General features: G+C 50.3%; 18 protein-coding genes. 10 read left to right on the top strand and 8 right to left on the bottom strand.

Annotated elements, in window-relative coordinates; genetic code table 11:
• Positions 1 to 5: 5 nt before the first annotated feature.
• Entirely contained in the window at positions 6 to 2,588 is a 2,583-nt protein-coding gene (locus F7231_RS25150; RefSeq protein WP_166693995.1) for a cation-translocating P-type ATPase, read from the top strand.
• 4 nt (positions 2,589 to 2,592) lie between these two features.
• Here the strand turns inward: F7231_RS25150 and F7231_RS25145 are convergent, their stop codons facing one another.
• Both F7231_RS25145 and F7231_RS25140 read right to left on the bottom strand, forming a co-directional pair.
• Positions 2,593 to 3,048, bottom strand: a complete 456-nt coding sequence (locus F7231_RS25145) for a hypothetical protein (RefSeq protein WP_166693994.1) — start codon at positions 3,046 to 3,048, stop codon at positions 2,593 to 2,595.
• A 238-nt stretch (positions 3,049 to 3,286) separates the two neighbouring features.
• Positions 3,287 to 5,794, bottom strand: a complete 2,508-nt coding sequence (locus F7231_RS25140; protein WP_166693993.1) for a cation-translocating P-type ATPase — start codon at positions 5,792 to 5,794, stop codon at positions 3,287 to 3,289.
• Positions 5,795 to 5,996: 202 nt separating this feature from the next.
• On the opposite strand from F7231_RS25140, the gene F7231_RS25135 reads away from it, so the two are divergent.
• From F7231_RS25135 to F7231_RS25125, 3 genes are read left to right on the top strand one after another with little or no spacing between them, the layout of a single operon-like run.
• Positions 5,997 to 6,872 (top strand): universal stress protein, encoded by an 876-nt coding sequence (locus F7231_RS25135; RefSeq protein ID WP_166693992.1) that lies wholly within the window; start codon positions 5,997 to 5,999, stop codon positions 6,870 to 6,872.
• A 31-nt stretch (positions 6,873 to 6,903) separates the two neighbouring features.
• Positions 6,904 to 7,242, top strand: coding sequence for a phosphoribosylpyrophosphate synthetase (locus F7231_RS25130; RefSeq protein ID WP_208295692.1), 339 nt, complete (start codon positions 6,904 to 6,906; stop codon positions 7,240 to 7,242).
• Positions 7,215 to 8,465 carry an acetate/propionate family kinase gene (locus tag F7231_RS25125; protein WP_166693991.1) on the top strand — a complete coding sequence of 417 codons (1,251 nt, stop codon included), beginning with the start codon at positions 7,215 to 7,217 and terminating at the stop codon, positions 8,463 to 8,465. The genes F7231_RS25130 and F7231_RS25125 overlap by 28 nt, the downstream gene beginning before the upstream one ends.
• On the opposite strand, the gene F7231_RS25120 is transcribed toward F7231_RS25125, so the two are convergent.
• From F7231_RS25120 to F7231_RS25095, 6 genes are all read right to left on the bottom strand, one after another.
• Positions 8,446 to 12,219: a CheR family methyltransferase gene (locus F7231_RS25120; protein ID WP_166693990.1), complete on the bottom strand. Its 3,774-nt coding sequence runs from the start codon at positions 12,217 to 12,219 to the stop codon at positions 8,446 to 8,448. The two genes, F7231_RS25125 and F7231_RS25120, sit on opposite strands and share 20 nt — an antisense overlap.
• Entirely contained in the window at positions 12,149 to 12,643 is a 495-nt protein-coding gene (locus F7231_RS25115) for a response regulator (RefSeq protein WP_166693989.1), read from the bottom strand. Before F7231_RS25115 ends, F7231_RS25120 begins: the two co-directional genes overlap by 71 nt.
• Before the next feature lie 958 nt (positions 12,644 to 13,601).
• Positions 13,602 to 14,057 (bottom strand): response regulator, encoded by a 456-nt coding sequence (locus tag F7231_RS25110; protein ID WP_166693988.1) that lies wholly within the window; start codon positions 14,055 to 14,057, stop codon positions 13,602 to 13,604.
• A gap of 44 nt (positions 14,058 to 14,101) precedes the next feature.
• The gene (locus tag F7231_RS25105) at positions 14,102 to 14,341 is read right to left on the bottom strand and encodes an RNA polymerase sigma factor (RefSeq protein WP_166693987.1); all 240 of its coding nucleotides are present in this window, start codon (positions 14,339 to 14,341) and stop codon (positions 14,102 to 14,104) included.
• Positions 14,342 to 14,404: 63 nt separating this feature from the next.
• Complete coding sequence (locus tag F7231_RS25100) at positions 14,405 to 14,731, bottom strand: hypothetical protein (RefSeq protein WP_166693986.1); 327 nt, start codon at positions 14,729 to 14,731, stop codon at positions 14,405 to 14,407.
• 40 nt (positions 14,732 to 14,771) lie between these two features.
• On the bottom strand, positions 14,772 to 15,299 hold the full coding sequence (locus tag F7231_RS25095) for a response regulator (RefSeq protein ID WP_166693985.1): 528 nt from the start codon (positions 15,297 to 15,299) through the stop codon (positions 14,772 to 14,774).
• Between the two features lie 746 nt (positions 15,300 to 16,045).
• Here F7231_RS25095 and F7231_RS27510 point away from each other — a divergent pair.
• From F7231_RS27510 to F7231_RS25065, 6 genes are all read left to right on the top strand, one after another.
• The gene (locus tag F7231_RS27510) at positions 16,046 to 16,399 is read left to right on the top strand and encodes a recombinase family protein (protein ID WP_229370347.1); all 354 of its coding nucleotides are present in this window, start codon (positions 16,046 to 16,048) and stop codon (positions 16,397 to 16,399) included.
• A gap of 1,558 nt (positions 16,400 to 17,957) precedes the next feature.
• On the top strand, positions 17,958 to 18,614 hold the full coding sequence (locus tag F7231_RS25085) for a recombinase family protein (protein ID WP_166693984.1): 657 nt from the start codon (positions 17,958 to 17,960) through the stop codon (positions 18,612 to 18,614).
• Between the two features lie 556 nt (positions 18,615 to 19,170).
• A complete protein-coding gene (locus tag F7231_RS25080) occupies positions 19,171 to 19,764 on the top strand; it encodes an RNA polymerase sigma factor (RefSeq protein ID WP_166693983.1) in 594 nt (197 codons plus the stop codon).
• A gap of 186 nt (positions 19,765 to 19,950) precedes the next feature.
• On the top strand, positions 19,951 to 21,081 hold the full coding sequence (locus F7231_RS25075; RefSeq protein ID WP_166693982.1) for a FecR family protein: 1,131 nt from the start codon (positions 19,951 to 19,953) through the stop codon (positions 21,079 to 21,081).
• A 258-nt stretch (positions 21,082 to 21,339) separates the two neighbouring features.
• Positions 21,340 to 24,876, top strand: coding sequence for a TonB-dependent receptor (locus tag F7231_RS25070; RefSeq protein ID WP_166693981.1), 3,537 nt, complete (start codon positions 21,340 to 21,342; stop codon positions 24,874 to 24,876).
• A 78-nt stretch (positions 24,877 to 24,954) separates the two neighbouring features.
• Positions 24,955 to 26,703, top strand: coding sequence for a RagB/SusD family nutrient uptake outer membrane protein (locus F7231_RS25065; protein WP_166693980.1), 1,749 nt, complete (start codon positions 24,955 to 24,957; stop codon positions 26,701 to 26,703).
• Positions 26,704 to 26,745 lie beyond the last annotated feature (42 nt).

Raw genomic sequence — 26,745 nt, 5'->3', positions numbered from 1 at the left:
CCTGCATGGAGTATTACACTTCCCAAATTGCCGACGTGGCTCAGTCGCTGAACACGACCCCCGCCGGGATTGATTCGACCACTGCCCAACAGCGGCTGACCGAGACAGGAAAGAACCAGATTGCCGACGCGAAAAAGAAAACCATCTGGCTAATGCTGTTTCATCAGTTTACCGATGTGATGGTGCTGGTACTGATTACAGCCGCGATTATATCGGCGGTAATTGGTGAGCTCAACTCAGCTTATGTCATTCTGGCCATTGTCTTGCTGAACGCTCTGATCGGGTTTGCGCAGGAATACCAGGCTACAAAAGCGGTCGAAGCCCTTAAAAAGATGGCTGCCACTAAGGCGCGGGTGCTGCGCAACGGACAGACCATCGACATAGACGCGGCTGACCTGGTGCCGGGCGATGTGACCTTGCTCGACGCGGGGAATATCATTCCCGCTGACGTCCGGTTTATGGAAACGCACGCCCTGAAAGTCGATGAATCGTCGATGACGGGCGAGTCGGATAACGTGGAGAAAAACGCCGATACGCTGCCCGCCGGGGAATATCCGCTTGGCGACCGGCTCAACATCGGCTACAAAGGCACATTCGTCACCAACGGACGAGCCACCGCCTATGTGGTGGCTACGGGAATGAGCACTGAACTGGGGAAGATTGCCCAACTCGTTCAGACCGACGAAGTGGCTACGCCCTTGCAAAAGCGGCTGGGCACGTTCGGTAAGCAGCTGGCGGCAGCGGCCCTGGTCATTTGCCTGATCTTCTTCGGGGTAGGTCTATTACGTGGTGAGCCGTGGCTGAATTTGGTGCTGGTGTCGATCTCGCTGGCCGTGGCTGCCATACCCGAAGCCCTTCCTGCTGTGGTGACCGTTGCGCTGGCCCTTGGTGCCAAACGGCTGGTAAAAAGTCAGGCGCTGGTCCGAAAACTGTCGGCCGTTGAGACGCTTGGTTCAGTCACCTATATCTGCACAGACAAGACAGGCACGCTGACTCTCAACAAAATGACGGTGGACGAAACAGAGGCCTCGCCCGATTTTTCGCTGCCGATGCTGGCCAACGACGACGCACTGCTAACGGCCATGGCGCTCAACAACGACGTTTCAACCGGTGAGGATGGGAAGCTACTGGGCGATTCGACGGAGGTAGGTCTGGCCCAATATGCTGCCGACCGGGCTTATGTACGTACTCAGCTCGAAAGCCGGTTTCCGCGCATTGCTGAGCTACCCTTCGATTCGGACCGCAAGTGTATGACTACGTTGCATCAGACCGATCAGGGCGTGCTGGTCGTCACCAAAGGAGCCGTTGGTACGTTGATCACCCAGCTCGATGCGGACCAGCAACCCGACGTACCTGGGTTGCGGACGCGCGTGGATGCGTTGGCCGAACGGGGATTCCGCACCATGGGCTACGCCGGCAAACTGCTGCCCGAACTGCCCCAATCCGTTGATGTTGCCACCATCGAGACCGGGCTGCGTTTCATTGGGTTTGTTGGCCTGATGGACCCACCCCGCCACGAAGCCCGGCAAGCCGTAACTGAATGCCGGGAAGCGGGTATCATCACCATCATGATTACCGGCGACCACAAGCTGACGGCCAAAGCCATCGCCGAAACACTCGGCATCATTACCTCAGATGACGATAAAGTGCTGACGGGCCCAGAATTAAGTCAGCTGAATGAGTTTGCGTTCGATGCAATCGTGGAAAAAGTACGGGTATATGCCCGCGTCGACCCGGCGCAGAAACTTCGCATTATCAGTGCGTTGCAGGCTCGCCACCAGTTTGTGGCCATGACCGGCGACGGCGTCAATGATGCGCCCGCCCTTAAAAACGCAGACATTGGTGTGGCGATGGGCATTACCGGCACGGAGGTCGCGAAAGAAGCCGCTCACATGATTCTGCTGGACGATAATTTCGCTACTATTGTGAAAGCAGTAAGGCACGGGCGACGTATTTTTGATAACATCCTCAAATTTATCCGCTACATCCTGTCGGGCAACGCGGGTGAGCTTTTCGCCATTTCCCTGGCCCCCTTTTTTGGCTTACCCATTCCCCTGCTGGCCATTCATATCCTGTGGATCAACCTCATCACCGACGGACTGCCCGGCCTGGCTTTAGCCTACGAACCTGCCGAAGTAGATACCATGAAACGCCCACCGATTGATCCTAGGCAAACCATTTTTACGGGTGAGCTGCCCTGGTTTGTTTTGGGTGTAGGCGGGCTAATCGGGACCGTAACCATCGGCATTCAGGCGTGGGCTATTCGAAGCGGCCTCCCACACTGGCAAACGATGACCTTTACGGTGTTGTGTTTTGCTCAGTTAGGCAACGCCGTCGCTATCCGATCGCACCGGGAGTCAGTGTTCAGTCTGAATTTGCTAGCCAATAAACCCATGCTGTACGCCATTACGCTAACTGTTGCTTTGCAGCTGATGGTCATTTACGTTCCTTTTTTCAATGACCTTTTTCATACCCAACCGCTGTCATGGTCCGAATTGGGTATCACCGTAGCCGTGTCGAGCCTGGTATTCTGGGCAGTAGAGGGTAAGAAGCTACTTGTGCGGGTGCGTGCAAACCAGAGTAAGTAGCTGGTTATTTTCTGTATAAACCACGGACATCCGGCAGGAGCGCGAAAAACAAAATAGCAATAGCCCAAACCATGTAGAGCGTATGCAACCAACCCACCGCTTGCAGAAACATCATTTCGGCCTGTAGCCATATGATCAGCGCGAAGGCCACGTAAACGGTTCCGGTCCAGGTCCAGTGCATATCCGAAAAGAAATTGATGCGCTCGGCCAATTTACTCACTGGTTTTTTGAGCAAGGCAACGACCAGTCCACAAGGTATCAACCCCAGCACGACGAATAAGATGATACCGGGAATTAGAAAATCCGGGAATGGTGATGTATCAAGCATCGACAGCGGCATTCCGAATAGCTTGCCACTAGGTGACAGTATAAATAGCCCTCCTCCGCCAATAGCCCCTAAGCCAAGGAATCCCAGCAGGTAGAGCAGGACAGTTGAGTTAGGGTTGGTTTTATACGTCATGATTTAGTTGTTTGGCTGTTGAGTTTATCGTTAATCTGCTGAAGTAGGCTTATTCAAGCTCTATTTCGGTCCCAACTCCGCTTTACTGTCATGTATCAGTGCGGATGACGATTCAACACAGGGGTAGTCGGAAGGAATATGGGTGGTTTGCCGAAAAGTGGTGTGGCTACTGCGCTGCACGTGGCTGGACTACTACTGACAGGCAGCAGACTCCTGCAATATGGGTAATCATAGAGTATTATTCAGTAGCTTTTGTTAACCGAACTGCCTTGTATAGCTCGATCCAGCCCACACCAATCAGCGCGGCTAGTCCACACCACCCCAGCGCTGATGCTGAGACCGGCGCGAAACCGAACAACTGCCGGGTAGCAGGCACAAGCAGCGTGGCCAACAGCAGTCCGAACGTCAGCCCTACCATCAGAAATAGGATCGGATTGGGGATTCGGATCGTTTTAACGATCGACTGCGTAAACGACCGGTTAACCAGCGTCAGCAACATATTGCTCAGTACCAGCGTCGCAAAGACCAGGGTTCGCACAACCGCCACAGATTCGCCCTGTTGCATGGCGATGTAGTAAACCCCAAGCACAGCCCCCGAAATTCCCAATCCCTGCACGATACTTCGGCCTAGTTCCCTACCAGCCAGAAAGGTTTCGGTAGCCCGGCGGGGAGGCTGCTGCATTTGTCCAGGCTCGGCGGGTTCATTCTCGAAAGCGATCGAACAGGTTGGCCCCATGACCAATTCCAGAAAAATGACGTGAATGGGGCTGAACAGGTTTTCCCACCGCCAATTGGCCAGTAAGGGTACGGCTACGGTGAGTATAATCGGGATGTGGATGGAAACGATGTAAGCGATGGCTTTTTTGAGGTTCTGGTAAATCTTGCGCCCCTGTGCAATGGCCTCAACCATATTGCCGAGGTCATCATCTACCAGCACCAGCGACGCGGCCTGCCGGGCGACTTCGGTACCCCGCTTGCCCATAGCCACGCCAATATGTGCCGCTTTCAGGGCCGGCCCATCATTGACCCCATCGCCCGTCATCGCCACAATCTCGCCGTTGGCTTTGAGCGCGTTCACGACTCTCAGTTTAGCTTCGGGAAACATGCGGGCAAAAACGGCCGTTTGCCCGGCTTGCTGTCGTAGGGTTAGTTCGTCCATGGCCATAATTTGACCACCCGTCAACAGTGTATCTGCATAAGGCAAACCCGTCTGCCGGGCGATGGCCTGCGCCGTTTCTGAAAAGTCGCCGGTGATCAGTTTCACCTGGATACCGGCGTCAACAAAGGCTTGTATTACCGCTTTAGCGTTGGGTTTGGGAGGATTCTCAAGGGCAATCAAGCCCAGAAACGACCAGCTAAATCCGTCCTGGTCAGCCGGGAAGTTGGGCGTCAGGTACGTTCCACGGGCTACGCCCAGCACGCGCAATCCGTCTCGAGAAAGCGTTTGGGTTACCCGTCGAATCTGGTCAACCTTCGCCGGTTCGGGGTGGCAAACGGCCAGAATATGTTCTACCGCTCCCTTTCCGGCCACAATCACCTCGCCCGTTGGTGCTTTCCGGACGTGGGTCATCATAGGGGGCGTACCAGCCAGCGGGTATTCGTGAAGCATGGGGTACGTGTCGGCAATGGTTGTCGGATCAATGTCAGCAAATGCGGTGCTGAACGCTTCGATGATCGCTTTCTCCATCGGGTCGAAGGGGGTTGTTTCACTGGCCCAACGCGCGTAGGCCAGCACCGATTGAGCCGTGTAGGACAGCTCGCCTGGCAACGATACCAGCTTACTGGTGGTGCCGTCGTAGAGTTGACGCACGCTCATGCCTTCCTGCGTGATGGTGCCGGTTTTGTCGGTGCAGATTACGGTGGCCGAACCCAGACTTTCGACCGTTTGGGGTTGTTTGGTCAGCACCCCAGCCCGGCTCAGACGGGCGGCTCCCAACGCCATGAAACTGCTGAAGGCAACGGGGATCTCTTCGGGTAGGATCGACATGGCCAGCGTCAGGCCGAAGAGCAGCGCCGTAACCCAATCACCTGAACGGGTATAGTTCACCCCGCAGACAAGCGCGAAGGCAAAAAAGCCAATCCACGCCATTTGCCCGACAAACAGACTGATTTGCCGTTGCAGGGGTGTTTTCTCCGTTGGAATCGTGGCCAGGCTGTGCCCGATTTGCCCCAGTTTAGTTTGCCCGCCAACGGCTGATACAGTAAACCAGGCGCTTCCCGACACCGTGATTGTCCCTGAAAAAAGCCCATCGCCCGGTTTTTTAGCCGCCGACATTGACTCACCAGTCAGAATGGATTCGTCTACGGAATAATCGTTTGCTTCGCTGATGATACCGTCGGCCGGCACTCGTTCGCCCTCTGCTATCAGCACGGCATCGCCGACAACCAACTCCTGAACCAAAACACCAACCTGTTCACCATGTCGACGTACCCGTACACGGGGTTGCGTCAGTTCGCGCAGGGCGTCCAAGGCACGATCACTTCGAATCGATTGATAAATCGAAATGGTAGCGACCAGGACTAGTGCTACGATTAACGTGATGGATTCGGCAAGCTGTCCCAGTCCAACGTATAGGGCACAGGCGGCCAGCAGTAACAGAAACATTGGCTCGGTAAACACCTCTTTCAGGATTACCACTAAGCCGGAACGGGCTTTGATAGACAGACTGTTCTGGCCGTATTCGACGCGTGAGTTAGCCACGGCTTCATCGGTCAGGCCTGTCGTGGGCGTAGAAGTTGGCAGCATAGCCGCAAACTACGGTACCCCATCAATGGGATGCACTGCGTAGCAACAAGCCCGGCACTGACGCTGCTCATGGGTAGGCGTGTGCACGTGGGATACATTTGTGGTGGTGCCAGGTAAAGCCCACTCAACGACTATGAAAACGGACGAAACGGTACAACACGACGTGCAGGCGTTGAGCCAGCTTTTACCCGCTCAATAGTTTATGAAAAAGATTCTTCTGCTGACCGACCTGTCGGAGGCCTCCCGTCAGGCACTGACGTTTGCCCGTTCGTTTTTTAGTGATACCATTGCCGACTTTCACCTGCTCTGTGCCTATCCAATTACACCTGGAGGGCGGCGTAATCCACTACTGGTTAGTAAACTGCTTCCCTCTGTTCAGGCCGATCAGCTTAATGAAGTGGTAACCACCTTACGCCGGGAGGCTACGAATGACTGGCATACCTTTCGCTCGTCCGCCTTTCCTGGGCAGTTGGTAGACCTGGTCGAACAGGCATTCGCTGCCGAGTTGTATGACTTTGTGGTTGTCGGCCCTCTGCCTGAGGAAACCGGCGATTTGTTCGGCAACAGCGCCATTGAGCTGGTCCATCGGCTCAAAGCAAATATACTGGTGGTACCTCAAGAGCTGACGAACCAAAAACGCCCGGTTAACCAGATTGTGCTGGCGGCTGATTTTGCCCGGCTGAAGAACGCTAAATTACTTGGCCCGCTTAAAGAGCTGGTGATCCTCAAGGGGGCACAACTTACTTTACTGACCATAGATACGCCCGACAAACATATCATTGAGATTGAGCAGGAAACCCATATCCGTCAGTTTTTAAAGCCGATACAACCAGTCATCGCTCGCGTGAAAGCTTCTGATGCGCGGCAAGGCATTAATGATTACCTGGCCGCGCATCTGGTTGATTTGTTGGTGACCATCCCCAAATACAACGATGGGACGCAGACATTGACCAGTGGACGGGTCACCCGCTTACAGGCTTTCGCGCCAGCCGTACCGCTGCTGACACTCTACGATGACAACAGTGACGATAAACCCAGGCCGATCAATGAGGTATCTGTAGTGGCCGCTGGGTTATAAATGACTCTGTGCGAACGATACTCCCTTTCCTATGGAATCACCCGACACACTCTCGCAGGTTATTAATCAGCTTCGTCAGCAAGGCTATACTGAAGACTTGAATCGACATGAGGATAACCCACTCTGGCTTGACCCGGAAGCCTATAAAGTCGATGAGATATTTCGGTTTGAGGGGCCGACCAACCCTGACGACGAGTCTATTTTATATGCGTTGTCGTCAACGAAATACGGAACTAAAGGCGTGCTCATCAATGGGTATGGGCTTTCTGCCGATGCCCTCACGGCTGTCATCGAAGCAAGGTTGACCCGTTGGCCCGAGCACCCACTAAAAGCTGATCCTATATGCCTGCCCCTAAAACATATATCCTGATCATTAACGGTGGCTCATCGAGCATCAAGTTTGCCTTGTATGCCATTGGCAACGTACCTGAACGACAATGGCACGGCCAGCTTGACCGGATTGGTCAGCAGTGTACATCACTGGTGGTCAATGACGTACCTGGTCTTCAGGATACTAGTCAGCCGCTCCGGCCTCCTGGCACCGATCCGATAAACGTACCTGTCTCTGATTATTTGGGAGCCGTTGCGTTTCTGGTTGACTGGCTCGCAGGACTAGGCGTTTTCGAGACTATTCAGGCCGTTGGCCATCGGGTTGTTCATGGCATGGCGCACACGGAACCTGAACGCATTACGCCCGAGTTGCTAGCTGAACTTCGGGCGATTACCCCGATTGATCCCGATCACTTACCCGGCGAAATCGCCCTGATTGAATGTATTCAGTCGCGGTATCCCGGCCTGCGCCAGATTGCCTGTTTCGATACCGCATTTCACCGTACCCTGCCCCGTGTAGCCCAGCTGCTGCCCATTCCCCGCCGGTTCGACGCTCAGGGCATTCGACGGTACGGCTTTCACGGGCTATCGTATACGTACCTACTGAGCGAACTGAGCCGGATCGCCGGAGCAGATTCGGCTAATGGCCGGGTCATTCTTGCCCATCTGGGCGGCGGGGCAAGCCTAGCGGCCGTTCTGAATGGCAGGAGTGTGGATACCACCATGGGATTCACGCCAACGGGCGGACTCATGATGGGAAGCCGGCCGGGTGATCTCGACCCCGGCACAATGGCGTACCTGATGCACACGGAAAAATTGACCCCTGCTCAGTTCAATCACCTGGTCAACCATGAATCTGGTTTGCTGGGCGTGTCAGAAACCAACTCAGATATACGGGCATTATTGGCAAGCCGGGCAACTGACAGCCGGGCGGCTGAAGCGGTCGACTTGTTTTGTTACCAGATCAAAAAAGGCATCGGTGCCTACGCTGCTGCCCTCAACGGCGTCGATACGCTGGTTTTTTCAGGCGGCATCGGCGAACACGCGGCCGGAGTCCGCGCTCAAATTTGCGCTGGTCTTCGTTTTTTAGGGATCGACCTGGACGAGCCTCGAAACAAGGCTAATTGCGCTGTTATATCGACCAAAACCAGCCGGGTAACGGTTCGAATTATCCCAACAAATGAGGAGCTGGTAATAGCCAGGTTGGTGTCACAGCACCTTACTTGCCAGGCGGCCCGTTTTGCTAGCCAGCAACTGGCGTAGGCAGGTACATATCAAAACGGGCTCCTTTCGTCAGTTCACCCGTAGCGACGATTATACCATTGTGATTTTCGACAATCTTTTTTACGATGGCCAGGCCAATACCGGTGCCATCATACTGCTCTTTTCGATGAAGCCGCTGAAAAACGTCAAATATTTTTTCGTCGTATTTCGGATCAAAACCAATGCCGTTATCAGCAACGGTGAGGTGATAGTACGTCTCGTTTGACACCAGCAGCCCATTTGGCAAGTCGCTACCTTTCGCCAAAACACAGGTTATGCGTATATGAGGGGGGACGGCTGGGTTTGAGAATTTTAGGGCATTACCAATGAGATTGGTCAGCAGCTGCCTAAACTGAAAGGCAACCACCGTAACCGGGCACAGGTCAGTGGCGTCAATAATGGCGTGTTTCTCGTCAATCGACTCGCTTAGGTCTTTGATCACCTCCTTTAAAACCAGGGCGGGGTCAATGGTCTCGCGGGGCAATTCAGGGCTGCTCAGTTTGGAGAAGGCAAGCAGATCCTGAATGAGGTGCTGCATCCGTTCGGCTGATTTCTGCAACCGCCTGAATGCATCTTTACCGCTGACCGAAAGATTCTGACTCTCTTTATCAAGAATACTGTTGGCTAAGGTTTGTAGTTTTCGGAGCGGCTCCTGTAAATCATGGCTCGATACATAGGTGAATGATTCGAGTTCTTTATTGATCTTCTTCAGTTCGTCATTCTTTCTGCCCAGCGTTTCGTTTGCTAATCGGAGCTGCTGTGTCCGGCAAACAACGGCTTTTTCCAACTGCTCTTTTTGTTCTGTCTGCTCCTGAATTTCCGTGTTGGTGCCTATCCACATGGTAATTTGATCGCTTTTGTCTTTGTAAGCAACAGCGCGACTGAGATGCCATTTGTAGTCACCTGCGGCATTCATGAAGCGGTGTTCGATCTCGAAATCGCTGCCGGAATCAATAGACTGCTGCCAACATGTTCTGGTTTTTTTTCGGTCGTCGGGATGAACATTTTTTATCCATCCCCAATCTTTCAGGTCGTCGAATGAAAGGCCCGTATACTCGTACCAGCTCTGATTAAAATAATCCATGTTGCCAACAGCATCGGCCGTCCAGACTTTCAGCGGCATGGAATTAGCAATAAACTGAAACCGTCTTGTTGCCTGCTGTTCAACTTCACGCGCTTTGGCGGTTTCGGTAATGTCTTCGATAGACAGCAGAATGAGTCGATCAGCGCTTTTCTTATCGACAATCTCACGGGCATTCAGCAGCATCACCCGCTCGCCGATCGTGGCAAAGTTGTGGGTAATCTCAAAATCGCTGAACGTCGATTTTTCGGGCAGAATATGCTCTAGTAGCGTACGCAGTTGGGGAATGTTCCACTGCCGATTGCCCAAGTCATACACCAGCATGCCTTCTGTTTCGACTTCACTGACCCGGAATGTTTTATAAAAAGACTGATTAGCCAGTTTTATTCGCAGGTTGCTGTTCAGCACCAGCAGCGGCTCGCGAATGTTGGCAATGATGGCTTCGGCATAATCTCTGGCGGCGGTTACCTGTTCATTCAGGCTCGACATTTCCTGGTTCACTACCGTTAGCTCTTCATTGGTGCTTTGCAGCTCTTCCTTGCTGCTTTCTACCTCTTCGTTCAGGCTCTGTAATTCCTCGTTGCCGCTCAGCAGTTCTTCGTTGGCACTTTGCAGCTCTTCGTTAGCGGCTTCCTGATCTTCGGTGATGCTCCGCATATCGTCGCGAAGCTGCACCAATTCCTGCTCTAACTGAAGAATGCGCCGGTCTTTATCGTCTTTCTCCGATGCGTTGGCCGTTTTCCGGTTACCCCGTGTCGACTTGGCGCTAACGGCCGGACTACTGTGAAAAAGGACCAGATAATGCGGCTCAATGGTATTGGGCAACGGTATGGCGTCGATGGTAATGTTGGTCGGATGTCCATTTACCTCCACCAGAATGTTTTCTTTACTAACCGGAATTTTTTCTTTTTTGACCTTGTGCAGTGTATTCCTTAGCTCAAATGCCAACCCGTTTTTGGCCATCAACAGCAAATTATGCGTGGGTTTACCCGACGATTGTTCCAGGTAATTGCTTGTATTACCCCGAAAATGCACGATGTCGAGCGACTCATTCACGATCACGCCAACAGGCGAATAGTTGCTCAAAATTAGTTCATCAGCTGCTTTCTGAAAATCGGTTTTCATTGATTTAGTCTCAGAACTCTGCCTGATGGGCTGGAGTGTTAACTCCTTCCGGCCAAGGTCGACTGGAATAAAGCGCGTGGGTGTGTCTTTCCTAGAAAATAGTTTCTCATTTTTAGCGATGGCAGCAAAAAGGTCAGGTACACCGCCGATCGTTTCTGACTTGCCAAGCAGTAAAAATCCGGTCGGGTTCAGGGCATAATGAAAGGTGGTGAGCACCTTTTTTTGCAGGTACGTATTCATGTAAATCAACACGTTGCGGCAACTGATAAAATCCATCTTACTGAAAGGCGGATCTGTCAGGAAATTGTGCGAGGCAAACACGCACATAGCCCGTACCGATTTATTGATCTGGTAACTACCCTGGGTTTTTGTAAAAAATGCCAGTAACCGCTTCGCGCTCACCCCATTCACCTCGGCTTTGGTGTACAGGCCGGTGCGGGCTTTGGCCACAGCCTGTTCGCTCAAATCACTGGCAAAAATCTGCACCCGTTCCGCTTTGGTGCCCAGATACTCGCTAAAGCACATGGCAATCGAGTAGGCTTCTTCGCCGGTGCTGCACCCGGCTACCCACACCCGGATGGGTTTATTGGCCGCCTTTTGGGCAATTCGCGGAAAAACTGTTTCGCAGAGGTTATCAAATACCGTGTGATCGCGGAAGAATGACGTTACCGAAATCAACAGATCCTGATACAGGGCGTCCTGCTCCAGCGGGTTTTCCCGCAGATACTGAAGGTATTCGGCCGGGGTTTCGTTTTTGTTGATCGCTATCCGGCGCAGGATTCGCCGCCGGATCGTCGTCTGTTTGTAGTAGGTAAAGTCAGTTTTTCGACGGGCACGTAGCAGCGACAGTATCTGGCCAAATACGTCGTTATCAGTTGGTATAACCGGTGAGCTATCGGCGGAAACCTCATTGATACTCCGAGCGACTTCCTGAAGCTTTCGGGGCATTTCGCCAGGTGGTAGCACATAATCGACCACCCCGGCTCGCACAGCGCTTCGGGGCATACCTGGGTACATGGCCGACGCTTCGTCCTGGGCGAAGGTGATTCCTGCATTAGCCTTTATTGCTTTCAGACCGTTAGTTCCATCGTTGCCGGTACCGGATAAGACAACACCGATGGCATGATGATGATGAATGGCGGCAAGTGACGTAAAAAAAAGGTCAATGGGCAGATTGAGCTCCCCTTTTTTTGTGGTGCGGGGGCTGAGCTGTAATACGCCATCATTAGCCACCAGCATTTTGTTGCTGGGCAGGATATAAATATGGTTGGGTTGCACTTTGACGTCGTCAGCAATTTCCAGCACCGGAATAGTGGTGACCTTTTGCAGCAAGTCGGGCAGCAGGCTATCGTGATTAGGATCCAGGTGTTGCACCAGGACATAGGCCATCCCCGACTGGTCAGGAATGGCTTTGATGAAGTGTCGAAAGGCATTTAGTCCACCCGCCGATGCACCGATACCCACCACCGGGAACAGGTTATCGGATAGTATTTTCTTGCTTTCTTTCACGCTGTTTTTGCGCCGGAACGACCTTGACAAGGAAGTCATCGTTGGCTGTTGGCAGACTATCAGCTTCTCCGGATAACGTCAGTTCCCGCTGAATAACGTCTTTGAGTTGACCAATGTTGGTCGGTTTTACGATGCAATGGGTAGCTCCACTTTTGTAGAGTTTTTCTTCCGTTTCCGGACTGATATACGTAGACAGGATGATGACTGGAAGGTGTCTTAGTCGGGTGCTAAGCCGGATCTCCATCAAACATTCGTGCCCCCCTTTACGCGGCATGTTAAGGTCGAGAAATAAAATATAAGGTAGGGCTGATGCCTTGTTATGGAGTAGCTCCATGAGTTGCTCCCCATCGTGGACCACGGTCAGCATTGATGTTATGGGCAAACCCTGTAATGCCTCTTTGAAAAAGTAACAATCGTCTTCATCATCATCGGCCAGCAGTAGCTGAATAGACTTTGTATTCATAGGTGGGGCCTGCGCTAGCAAGTGAGTTACGGGGTGAGAAACTTACTGTCAGCTAGTAATGCTTACCAATAAAAAGAACAGGCGGACGCACTGATCGAACGTGCATTCGTTGGCTGGCTCTTGGGCCGTTGAAGTAAGTAAAAGCCCATTTTGCGCTATTTTATAGCTGGCAATTGAGTATTTAAGTAAATTCTACTAAATCTAGTTATTTAATACCATTAAATGGATTAAAATTTTGGTAGGCCCTTGACCGCCAAGTGTTACTTAGTGACCAAAATACACACGATGAATGTCTAGCTACGCGCTGGCTGATTGCCAAGTGACCAGGAGGTTTTATACGACGTGGCAAACGCACGCGAATTGTACTATCCCTGGTTGGGTTGTGGACGAGATGTTATGTTAATGAACTATTCCAAGATAGAGGCTTTACATTTACAGATCGAGTCCGGACGGGACCACTCAACAGTGCTGATTACTAGATACTTATATAATCAATTTATGTTAGGTATCAAACGGGTATCAAAAAGGATGTAATGCACATAAGTTAAGACTTTGCTACCCTTATTATCTAATGCCTTTGCATTGATTAGCTAATCGCCTCCCTGTCCCCTACGCCCCGTTCCGCGAGCACTTTGTGACTAGTTCGCAAAACATCCTCAAATTTTAATAGTGATGTCAAGTAAAACCATGCTCAGATACGTTCGACCTTTACACCTCGCCCACGTTGGACTGCCGCATTAGTCTGGCGGGTCCGAGGTAAGTGCCCCCCCAGAGCTGACCAATAACGCACAGAACCGAACAGGCAGAGAGAGACCAAAAACTTGCAAACTGGGCTATCAAACGTGAAGCTTAGGTACATTTTCATGTCGGCCGAAACGCGTTGGCCGACGTTCTGTCCATGGTTGTAAACGTTCGTTTACGCATGACACTCTTCGATCAGCCAATTGAAGCGAAATAGTTAAGCGGCAGGGATTGAGACTTGGGGATAAAATATAATCTGTTCGGTGGTAACTGTATTATACCAGTAACCGCGCAAGACTTTTAGATAATCTTTCCAGTCTGTATAGGAAAATGGCTTGGTCGTGAAAGCCACTGCACCAAGTTGATAAGCTTTAAAAATATCAACCGGTAATTCGCTCACCGTTAATATAATAACGGGTGTATTTTCCGCTTTAAGCGTGCTCTTTTTTATATAAACCAAAAATTCTAAGCCGGAAATAGACGGCATATCAATGTCTAATAAAATAAGATTAGGTCCATAAGTGTTCAGCTTTTCGAAGTAGGCTTGAGCTTCGCTACAACTAAACACTTGAACATATTCTGCCTCAGGGAAAACATCTTTAGAAGCACGTTTGATGATGGGGCCCAGCTCAATATCATCATCTATCAAAAGAATGGAAAATTTGCGAGGCATAACTATAGTATTTCAGGAAGATAACTCGATAGGATATGTTAAGCTCAACGAATAATGAATGGAAGATTCAACCGAAAGCCAACTGAATGAGCCAAGCCAAGTAACCAACTTATTTTGTGTTGTGAAGGCATCTTTTCTATTTGATGCCAAGCTTTTAGAAAAGTAAGTTCGAGTAGTCGTCCAGCTTCTGCATCATTGTTGAGCGAACGCAATAGCACTCCATATATACTTGGTGCATATTGATCGTATAATTTCATAAAAAGGGCTTGCTGATTGGCGGCCATGATATATTTCTAAGCTAATTTCTGTTGCATAATTGGTTATGCGTCTGTAAATAAAGCCCGCCGTTAGTTAGCTCGATAAGCTAGTAATTCTTTCTCGGTCTGGAATAATATATTTTGTGGCCCTATAAAATTCACGGTTGCTGTGACCCTGCTCTCTTTATCGTAAAGGCCAATTGGTCTTAGATCATAGATACCACTACTAATCACGAGTTCGTGAATGTCGCCAGTTTGACGAATAACAATACTATTAGTCAAAGAACCGTCTAAAATTATTTGAATGATAGTCGCTTGGAAATAAGGGTATTGATCTAAATCGCCGCAAGCTTGATTGACCCAGACCGCAGCCCCAATTGTAAACGGAATTTCAACCGGCTTTAAAGACAGTTTCATAAAATTAGTATCATTAAAATATGCTTGAAAACAAAACTTATTAATGTAATTTCAAATGCTGTTTTAAGGCTAAGCCTTCAAGCATTTTTACAGAAAGGGCTTTCTTTACTGGCTTGATTAAGAAACTTTTAGCCCCCAACCCCATCGACATTTTATCGTCTAGTTGAGCATTAGAGGTTGTTAGAACCACGATTGACAAACGATAATAAGCGATGGTCGCTTGCAGCCCTTGCAATGTCTCTCTCCCACTCTGACGCTGCATATTCAAGTCCAGTAAGATTACCTTAGGTAAGGTCTTGGCTTGCCCTGAATCAGGCCGGAATTGGTCACTTTGGTGCGACCAGTGTTCTTGCTGGTCGTCGTAAACCACCCAAACTAGAAGCTCATTAGATGGATGAGTACAAGTAAGCTGTGATCCGTTAACTTGACGACGAGCCAGATAAAGCCGTGCGGCATGCATCCGCTCATGATTGATGATTGAGTCTTTAATCCATTTCCTGATCACCGAATAAGCAATATAGAAACGTGCCCACAGGTGGACATGACGCATTAGATCAACTGATACCATAAGAGCTGTAGATTGCGAGATAGCTAGACCGACAGCTTGGAAAGCAGAGGGGGCGGAGAAGTGGCTCAGTAAAACTGATTGGGTGAAAGGTAACCTAATTTCCTATCAATTATCATTCATATGATTAATGATAGGAAGTTATTGGATGGTAACTTTAATACGAAAGAGTTTTAGCGGTCTGAAACACTGGCCCTTTTCCTAATGCTCATTTATAGAATAACCCGGCTGGATTAGAGAGATGTAGTCCAGTTAGTGGAGAGTTTACCAGGCAAACCAATAAAGCGATTGAGAAAAGGGCCGTTTAGTGGTTTGCATTGATCAAGACTTAAGCAGATTGACACGGTAAAGTGGGTCGCAATCCTTCACTAACATTCATATCTCCCAGAGGTTCAAAAAGGTATACCTTTCTGAACCTGCCCTTGACTCGTTCCAATACCGTTACCGCACCACTAAAAACAGGTTTCAAAAAGTAGGGCCTAAAATAAATGAGTATTTACCTTTGTGATACTGACTTGTTGAGCCTCTATGAACAAAGTTTTTGGGTATGCCCGTGTCTCTACGCTGGATTAGAACTTGGACACGCAACTGGATGCGCTGCAAAAAATAGGGCGTGACGACATCTTCCAGAATAAAATCACCGGTCCCAGTACCAGCCGACCGGCACTCGACACTCTGCTGACCCAATTACGCCCGGTGATATGGTGATGGTGGCCCGATTCTTTCGATTAGGTCGGAGCCGGAATCATTTGATTGGCTTATTGGGTGAGTTTGCTCGGAAAGGCATTCATTTCAAGGCATTGGATCTAGGGGTTGACAGCAACACCCAAGCCGGCAAGTTGGTCTTACAGATCTTTGCGGCTTTAGCCGAGAATGATCGGGAGAGTATTTTGGAGAAAACCCGGGCTGGTCAACGGCTGGCCAAAGCAAAGGGTAAATACATTGTTCGGCCTGCCGGGCTGGATGCCGAGAAGTTTGCCAAGGTCAAGAAAGCTCTGGAGCGCGGCTTATCGGTGGCTGAAACGGTAAATCTCACCGGCATTAGTAATCCTCCAGCATGGACGTACGTACCAGACTTCGCTCAGCCCCGCTGGTATCTATGACCCTGCTTGCGGCACTGGCGGGCTTTCATTTGGGATCATCGGCATTACCGTTTAGTGATAATACGCAATATGAATGCAGAAGCCCCGACAAGGAGCCTTTTTAGTCTATTTAATGAGTAGGGTAAAGCTGATATAAATACAAATTTTGGTAACACCAAAAAATATATGTGTAATACCCGTATCTTTAAAAACGAAAAGACACCTGATACGAACAGATGCCTTTTCTCTCCGCACTTCTCGTGTGGAGGTGCGGGTTAAATCATAAGCACTTATGCTTAAGCCCAAGCGTACCAAGAAGGGAAGGTCAGTCCCCGACTTGATGAAGGATTACCAATCAGCAATTCCGTGGATTTTGCTGGCTGATGGGATTTTTGAAAGGTTTTGGATTTTATTCCATCAACACCCCTTCTGAATCCGACTGAAGCGAAGCCCTCTGTTTAGCCGACAGGGGGCTTTTGCTTTTACAAATGCGATCAAATGTAAGCAAATGGTAATACAAAGGTATAAAAAAATAGATGGGTCGAAAAAAAACTTTCCAAAAACCGTTGGTTTTCTCAAAAGTCATTTTTTCGACCGTTTTTTCGCTACTTTTCACCGTTATGTCTTGTTATAAAGCTTTGAAAATCAGTACGTTGTTATGATTTAAAAACGTTCTACTGACGCCTCCAGCGCATGAAATTCATCGTCTCCTCGTCCGTTTTGACAATTGTTGACCGTCCTATGTAGCTGTGCTCTAGTGTCTTCGCTGGTGGGTAGGCATACCCGGCAGGTCGATCAATCCTGTTAGACTGAAAGGGCCTGTTTAAACCGCTATGACAGGAGCTTATCAGTGACCGAAACTCTGGCCGAAATCTGCAAACGCTTTGAGCATTTTAAAACGCCAACATGGGCAGCTAATGCTATTCTAAAAGAGGAAATACTATCATCACGGGTTATTGATCCATGTTGTGGATCAGGTATCTTGAGTGATGGAGCGTTGCGCGCCGGGTACGTCCCTCTGTCAATCGACATCCAGGGTTGGGGTTATTTAGACACGTACGTGCACGACTTTCTTGATTATTAGCGACGCATTGACGGTGATACCGTTTTTATGAATCCGCCGTTTTCCAAAGCCGTACAGTTTGTTTAAAATTCGTTTGAACTGGGTGCACGGAGGATCGTCTGCTTTCAGCGATTCGCGTGGTGGGAATCAGCACGTCGCCGTCAGTTCTGGCAGAAGTACCCGCCCAACCGGATCTATATCTGTTCAGATCATGCCGACTGTTGGCGGCATGATATTTCTGCCGATCAACGGGGCAGCAGTTCACCAACGGCGCATGCGTGGTTTGTGTGGGAGGAGGGCCAGCCAAACGGCACGATGTTGTGTCTGAGCAGGCAAGACCTTACAAATGCTTATAACATAGTAAGAACGACCGTTTTTAATATGTTATAAAACCAATTTCGCTCCTATCTTTGCCCGTGGAACACCCCTCACTGGCTGATCCATCCGAAGATGGCTTGGGTATAGGCACGAGTTCACCTCTTCTCTTTCCCTTTCGTCTTGTGTCGTTATTGACTGATGAAGTACGTTCCCTACTATCGGGTCTCGACCGCCAGCCAGGGCAAGTCTGGGTTGGGTCTATCGGCTCAGCGCGAGATCGTCAATCGCTTCGTCAAACAGGGCGATGAGCTCCTAGATGAGTTCGTCGAAGTCGAGTCGGGCAAACGAGCTGACCGGCCACAACTGGAAGCGGCCATTGCCTCTGCCAAGCAGCAAGGGGCCCGACTCCTGATCGCCAAGCTCGACCGGTTAAGTCGTAACGTCTCCTTTATCTTCTCGCTGCGTAATTCGGAAGTTGACTTCGTGGCCTGCGATATTCCCGATGCCAACACCCTGACCGTAGGTATCATGGCCGTACTGGCCCAGCATGAACGGGAACTCATCGGAGAACGTACCCGCGCAGCCCTGGCCGCCAAGAAAGCCCAGGGACATAAACTCGGCACACCTAACCTGACTCCAGCTATTAGTGAACTGGGTCGGCAGATTCATCAGCAAAACGCACGCTCTCATCCAGCCAATTTACAGGCGGCGGAGTTAATCAGGCTTTATCGGAATGAAGGGTTAACCTATGACGCCATTGCTACTCGGCTCAATAGGATGGGGTTCAGAACTAGGCGGGGTAAAGAGTTTCTAGCCATGACCGTGCAACGGTTGGATGTCAACAAATCAATTTAATCGTAAAGTAGCGGCGATAACAACCCGAAGGAATAGTTAGTAACAGTACGTTTAACATTGTTATACAGCATGAAAATTTCAATTCACTTAGTCTATAATAGAGTGTAATGTAACCATATGTTGAAACTGAATACGAATCAGATAAATATAACAATTCTAATAAAAGACCATTTTAATACGTACTGATTATCAGAGATATAAAAATTAGAATAGTCATGCTTGGAAAGAAAATCCCTCTATTTTTTAGTCATTATACTACAATGCAAACGTTTGCGGCAACGTTTGCATAAATTTTTAACGCTATTAAGCCATCGTTAAATGAATTCTGTGTTAATCGCTTGTACTTATACAGTATTTTAGTAGAATATATCCAGAATAGAGATTTAAAGGGTGATAACACGTACTAGTCAACCTTGGTCATGCTAGCACCTGAATTGTATTTTACCTGGATTGAATTCCTTTTAATACAAAGCTGACTCATAACATTGTCTACATTTTTCGCTTCAATTGTGTCACATACGCACGAGGGTTGTCTACTGATTTACACTAACTAACTATGGCGAGCTCACAGTCAATTCCTGCGGATGAACAGCTGATGGCGCAGCTCTGGATTCGATTTAAATCGGGTGATGAACGGGCATTCGATCAGTTGGTGCAGGCGCGGTACCGGGTCCTATTCAACTACGCTACTCGGTTCACGAAAGATCGTGATCTGATCAAAGACTGTCTTCAGGACTTATTCCTTGAGCTTTGGAACCGCCGGACTGTCATTGTTGAAACACCATATGTGACCATTTACCTGATCAAAGCGTTCCGAAACAACTTATTTCGCCGGATACGACGTGATTCGGTCCGCCCATTGAATACCGATGAGCCGTTAGAATGGGAGACTATAGCAACGGATGAGTTAACTGCTGATCATAAATGGATTGCCGATGAGATGCTGGTTTCAACGGAACAGAGCCTTCGGCGAGCCGTTGATCAGTTACCAAAACGGCAACAGGAAGTTGTGTTTTTGAAGTTTTACGAAGGCCTGACCAATGACGACATTGCTCAGGTAATGGATATTGAAAAACAAACGGTTGCCAATTTCCTGTACAGAGCCATGGCACAACTGCGGACCATCCTACCTGTTCGCTTGTTTTCCTGATCGACTGGATAACCAACTCAACATCCCGGCCACCTCTGACCTACCTATATTAGATCAGAAGTGGCCGGGATGTTGAGTTTACGGCTAAAGCCAAGGATCAGGCTGTGCTGAAAAAATCTTAAAAAAAGTTTATAAAAAAAGGGTATGCTCCAAAAGTGTTTGTCTACTTCTTTGTGACCAGGGAAAATGTCAGACGCTTATATGCCCGATTACACAACGTATACCTTTGAAGAGCTTGTGCTGGACGATCTGTTTCGGCGATGGGTGCTGAAGAATACACCCATCGATCAGGCGTTCTGGACCGAGTGGCTACAGAAGCATCCGGATAAGGTTGATCTGGTATTGGCCGCCCGGCAGTTTGTGAGTCAGATGCAGCAGGCACAGGAAGAACTGTCTGATGAAGAGTTAACCAGTGAGGCGGCCCGGATTCGCATCAATCGGCAAAAAGCGCAGGACCTGGACGAATTACAGTCGGAGCCGCTACCACAACGTTTTACGGGCTGGACACGTATCGCCGCTGCCATCGCGCTGATAATCGGACTGGGAACGACAGCTACCTTTTACTGGCGTACTCCCGCTACGCCCCTCGCCGTTTACCAGCACACGGTTGAGCAACAGGCCGGAACATTACAGGAAGTACATAACACTGGCAGTGCCAGTCAGTTGGTTCGTTTGCCCGATGGTAGTAAAGTGACCCTCTTTCAGGGAAGTAAGATCAGTTTTCCCCGAAAATTTACAGCTCAGCAACGGGAAGTGTTCCTGGTTGGTGAAGCGTTCTTCGACGTGGTCCGACGGCCAAAGCAACCGTTCATGGTGTATACCAACCAACTGACCACGAAGGTGCTTGGTACCAGTTTCACCGTTCGTGCTTACCCCAATGACAAAGAAGCCAAAGTAATTGTCCGGACGGGGAAAGTATCGGTTTTTAAGACACAGCCCGACGGGAAACTGGGTGAAATGGCTGGCAGTGAACCTGCACTGATCCTTACGCCTAACCAGCAGGCAACTTATCAAGCCAGCGACCGACAGCTGGAGCGGTCACTCGTAGCCCTGCCGGAGCCGCTGGCAATCCCAACGGGACAACCCCAGGCTATCGCCTTTGATCACACCCCGGTCGTAACTGTTTTTAAGAAAATGGAAGCCGCCTATGGAATTACGATAAACTATGACGCCGACCTGCTGGCCGGTTGTGAATTGACTGCTGAATTTGGGTCAGAGTCCCTGTTTGAGAAGCTCGATCTGATTTGTCGGGCAACCAATTCTCGTTATGAAGTCGTTGATGCCCAGATAATTATATACAGCAAAGGATGTCGGTAATGGAGCAATCTGACATTCCAGCATTAACTAACAAGATGTTTCCAGTCGGCCAAATCCGTTCATCCTTCAATAGATAGCCCACCCGCCGGCAACAGGCTACTTGCCTGACCGCCCGCTGACTTTCCCCCCTCACCTGTTTTAGTGAAATGATCCAGTCATGAATTGGGTAAGGGGATTTTTTGTGCCAATCCTAAACGAGTATTTTTCAATTTGTCTATGTTAATCACTACAAAACGACGAGAGATTTTCTCTAGAATCATGAGACAAGCAGGCTATCAGATCTTTGTAATGATCTGGTGTTCCAGTCTGGTTCTGGCCCTGGATGGGAAAGGCCAGGAGGTGCTGAATCGCTCTATATCCGTCACCATTGAGAACCAACGGGTAGAGCAGGCCATCAAACAAATTGGCAAACTGGCGTCAGTCCGCTTTATCTATAGTCCACAGGTTATTAAATCTGAACGGAAGGTAAATCTATCGGTACAGAGTCAGCCGCTGTCATACGTACTGAACTCCTTGTTGACGCCGCTTCAGGTATCGTACGAGGTTGTCGGTTCACAAATCATACTGCGCAGTAGTAGCACAAGCCAGGCAACAACCAGTTTGTCTGAGAAGGCCATCCTGATAGCGGCTGCCGAACAAACTCTTTCTGGAACGGTGACCGATGAAAAGAATGAACCACTACCCGGGGTTACCGTAGCCATCAAAAATACATCGCGCGGCACAACGACCGACGCTACCGGGAAATATACGATTGCCGTACCGGACGAGAGTGCCGTGTTGGTTTTTTCATTCGTGGGCTATGAGCGGCAGGAAGTAACGGTGGGTAAGCAAACGTCGCTGACAGTACAACTCAAGGCGGAAGTTCGTGGGTTAGACGAGGTGGTAGTTGTAGGGTATGGCACACAAAAGCGAGCTACATTGAGCGGCTCTATCGCCACGATCGATAATAAAGTATTTCAGGATAGAGGCGTTGTCGATAACCCGCTCTCGGCTCTGCAGGGTCAGGTACCAGGCGTAATTGTTACGCGCACTTCAGCCGCACCGGGCCGGGCCAGCTGGAACTTTCAGATCCGGGGTGCTACCTCGACCAACAGCACTGAACCGTTGATCCTTGTTGATGGAGTCGCGCTCAGTGGCCCGGCTGCCCTTAATTCCATCAACCCCAACGACATCGAAAACATGTCGTTTCTTAAAGATGCGTCAGCCGCTATCTATGGAGCCAGGGCTGCGGGGGGTGTTGTACTGGTAACGACCAAACGAGCAAAAGCCGGTAAAACGACTATTCAATACGATGGATCCGTTTCGCAGAAAATGCTTGGTTTGCAACCGCATCTGATCAACGTTCAACAGTTTGGGCAGGGGCTGGTTGACGGAACGACCAACGATTATTATGGCGTTCCACCCACTTCGTTTCTGTGGTATAAGTTTGGGCAACTGATGCTTAATCCACCCGCTGCGGGCTATATTGATTACACGAATAACGGTACTGTATCGCCCGCTAATAACCCACTGAATCCAGGCTTTGGCGATGTGAAAGATCAGACGTTTTTCAACACCAACTGGGTCGACGTATTGTGGGGGAAAGCTACCTCAACCCAGCATAGCCTGAGTATATCTGGGCGTAGTGAACGGGCGGGCTACCGGGTATCGGTAGGGTATCTGAATGACGGCAGTATGCTGAAATGGGGGCAGAACTCAAACAGTCGGTACAACATTCGCCTGACGCACGATTACCAGTTCACCAGTAAGCTGAAACTCGAGTCGAACATTTCACTCGAGAAGAACGACATCATTCAGCCTACGCTCATTGGCGCTGTGATGGGACAGTATCAACAACCCGGCTTTCCGGTGTCGACGATTGATGGTAAACCTTATGCCTGGGGAACGCAGTATAGCCCAAACTGGCAGGCTGAACTGGGGGGCGAGAATAAGGAGTACAACAACCGGGTGTTCACTAATTTCCGGCTCAGCTACCAGTTGAGCAACAACCTGACCTTGGTGGGGCAGGCGGGCTATAACTGGACGGCTACCGATACCAAGGAACAGCAGAAGGTTATTACCTGGTACAATTATCTAGGCAACATCCAGGCGGCAGATAACCCTACCCGGCAAAACTCGTTCTACCGTCGCCGGCTGGATAAGGATGCCTACACCACGCTGAATACGTACCTGAATTACGCGAAGACGTTTGCTCAGAATCATGACATCAGCCTAACGGTTGGAGCCAACTACGAACGGGACGAATTTAACTGGTATCAGGCCCGCACCAGCTACATCGCCAATGACAACGTACCTTCATTGAATCTGGGCATTGGCGATGCAACGACCAAGAGTATCGATGAGCGGCAGAACCATTACGCCATCGGGTCTTACTTTGGCCGCTTCAACTATGCCTATCAGCAGAAATACCTGCTCGAAGTGAACGCACGGTATGATGGTTCCTCAAAGTTCGATGCCTCGAACCGCTGGCAGCTGTTTTACGGGGTATCTGGTGGCTGGCGCATCTCGCAGGAGAACTTCATGAAGGATCTGACATTCCTGAGCGACTTGAAGGTACGGGGATCATACGGAACCGTGGGGAACCAAAGCGGCATTGGCCTGTACGATTACGTCCAGCTCCTGAACGTGGGCGCTACGGGTGGCGCAACCAGCGCAGGCTTTCCGATTATCGGTGCAAGCCCTGTCGTCACTGTATCGCCAACGGCCAGTCTGGTCAGTCTGAACCGTACGTGGGAGCGAGTTGAAACAACAAACTTCGGCCTTGACTTTTCGGTGTTGAACCGCCGTTTGTCGGGCAGCTTCGATTACTTCGTGAAACACAACCGGAATATGCTGCTAGGGCAGACGTTTCCGGCTGTACTGGGAGCCACCGCGCCATCCGCCAATATTGGGCACCTGAAGACCTGGGGTTGGGAAGCGGCCGTAAACTGGAACGACCGGATCGGTCAGTTTGGCTATCGCATCGGTGGTAGCCTGACGGATAATCAGAATGTGCTGGTTAGCTACGGTGGAGCCAATGTCATCAACGCCGGTTTCAACAGCTCCATAGAAGGGTATCCCCTCGGTTCTTATTTCGGACTCGAGTACGCCGGACGTATTCAGACAGCTGAGCAACTGACTGCTACCCGTGCGCTGGCCACTGGCAACAATATCAGTATGCCCCTGACCACGGCTACCCTGCCGGGTGTACGTATTGGCGACAACAGCTTCCGGGACCTTAACGGCGACGGTAAATTGACCGTACCTGGCGATTTGAAATACCTTGGGCGTGACGATCCGCGCTACAGCTTTGCGCTGAATCTGGGTGCCGACTGGAAAGGCTTTGACTTTCAGGCTGTATTCCAGGGCGTAGGACAACGGACGATCTTCCGGGAAGGAAACTGGCGGGTACCGTTTGGCTCAATCTTCCAGGGCCAGACTGATTTCTGGATTGGCAAAACCTGGACACCAACCAACACCGATGCCTACTACCCTATTCTGTCGACGGGGCAAAACGGCACTACGTACAATACCTACAACTATCAGATTTCGGACTGGTCAGTAGAAAACGGTGCTTATGTGCGATTGAAGAATCTGGTGGTTGGTTACACCTTGCCCGCCGTCGTTACCAAACGGATCAAGGTCGACCGGCTTCGGGTGTATTATTCGGGCAATGACCTTTGGGAAGCCAGCCACATTCGGGATGGCTGGGACCCTGAAGCAACCCGTAACGTTGGCCGCGCCAATAGTGAGACCACGTTTAGCCGCTATCCATTCTTCCGGCTTCATACCCTGGGTGTAAATCTGACCTTTTAACTGATCGGTGGCTCATTGTGTAGCGTCCAGCAACCTGGTTGGTTGGACGCTACGCTACACCTGAAACCTACTTAGACTATGACATTCTTTCGTAAACTAGCTATTCTACTACTGGCCGGGTCGCTGTCGCTAACCCAGAGCAGTTGTAATAAAGCCCTGGATCTGGATCCGCTCGATCAGCTTTCAGACGCGGCCTACTGGCAGTCGCCCAATGATTTTATGCTGGCCGCCAACCAGTTTTATACTTACGAGCGATCATTCATCGATGTGCTCTACGACGCCAATGGATCTACCCAGAATTACCATTCTGATCTGAAAAGCGACTTTGCGGCGACTCAGAACGCCTTTAGCCGGGGCCTGAATACTGTGCCCACTACCGATGCGAACTACAACAATAACTACAGTCGAATTCGCACGATCAATTATATGCTGGGCAAGGCTGGCGCGTACGGTAATCAGGCTGACATTGCCAAATACGTTGCCGAAGCCAAGTTCTTCCGGGCCTATGTCTACTTCGACCTGCTTCAGATCTTTGGGGGCGTACCCATTATCAGCACACCACTGGCAACTGATGCGCCTGAACTACAGGCTCCGCGCAATACGCGGGACGAAGTGGTTGACTTTATCCTGAAGGATCTGAACGAAGCCATTACGGCCCTACCCGCTAAAACGGCCCAGAACGCATCGACCGAACAGGGCCGGATTAACAAGGAGGCGGCACAGGCCTTTCTGGGGCGGGTAGCCTTGTACGAGGGTACCTGGCAGAAGTTCCGCAACAATGCCACCCGCGCCAACACGTTACTCGATGCGTCGGCAGCCGCTAGCGGGGCGGTTATTACGGGCGCGCAATACCAGTTGTTTGCTCCAGCAGCCCTGGGCGACTCAGCCCAGAAATACCTGTTCATCCTGGAAAACCAGAAGTCGAATCCGGCTAACATTACGAAAAGCGCCAACAACGAGTACATACTGGCCAACCGCTATGACTTCACGCTGCGGCAAATTCGCCAGAACGTATCGCGTCAATCCCAGGTGTTAGGACCGACCAAGAACTTTGTTAATCAGTTCCTGTGTCAGGATGGGCTTCCCATCGAGAAGTCTCCGCTCTTCAAAGGGTACGCAACCATGATTTCGGAGTTTCAGAACCGGGAGAATCGAATGAAGTACACCCTGAAGGTGCCGGGTGGCTACTACTGGTTTGGTATCAACAATCCCCGCGTCGACTGGACGAGTGGAGCCGCTGACCGGGCCACTGCCAATGCATCGCCCTTCAAGCCTTATGCCAACGGGGTCAGCGGGTATGGGCATCAGAAATGGGTGTCGGAACGGGCCGTGGCCGACAACGAAGAAGCGTATGATTACCCCGTTATCCGATATGCCGAAGTCCTGCTCAACTACGCGGAGGCCGTGTATGAACGGAACGGCACAATCAGCGACGTTGACCTGGACAAGTCGCTTAATCTGGTTCGGCTTCGCGTCAACAAAACGATGCCAAAACTGAGTAATGCCTTCGCACAGGCGAACGGCCTAGATATGCGCACTGAAATCCGCCGGGAACGCAACGTGGAGCTGTTTTACGAAGGCTTCCGAGTAGACGACCTGAAACGCTGGGCCGCCATTGATGAATTGAAAAAGCCCTTGATCGGCATCAAATGGACGGGAACGGAATACCAGACGTTATGGCCCTCGCAAGCCTCAACGGCTAAGGATGCCAATGGCAACATCATCGTCGATGCCAACCGCTCCTTCAGTGACAAAAACTACCTGTTGCCCATCCCTACGCAGCAGATCCAGTTGAATCCACAGCTTAGCCAGAATCCGGGCTGGTAAGCAACTACACTGTCGCTTACTTAGCTACAGGAAGGCCACCCA

Origin of the sequence: Fibrivirga algicola (genome assembly GCF_011742925.1) — a bacterium.
In the GTDB taxonomy this organism is placed as follows: domain Bacteria; phylum Bacteroidota; class Bacteroidia; order Cytophagales; family Spirosomataceae; genus Fibrella; species Fibrella algicola.
This window is presented reverse-complemented; position numbering and strand designations above follow the sequence as displayed.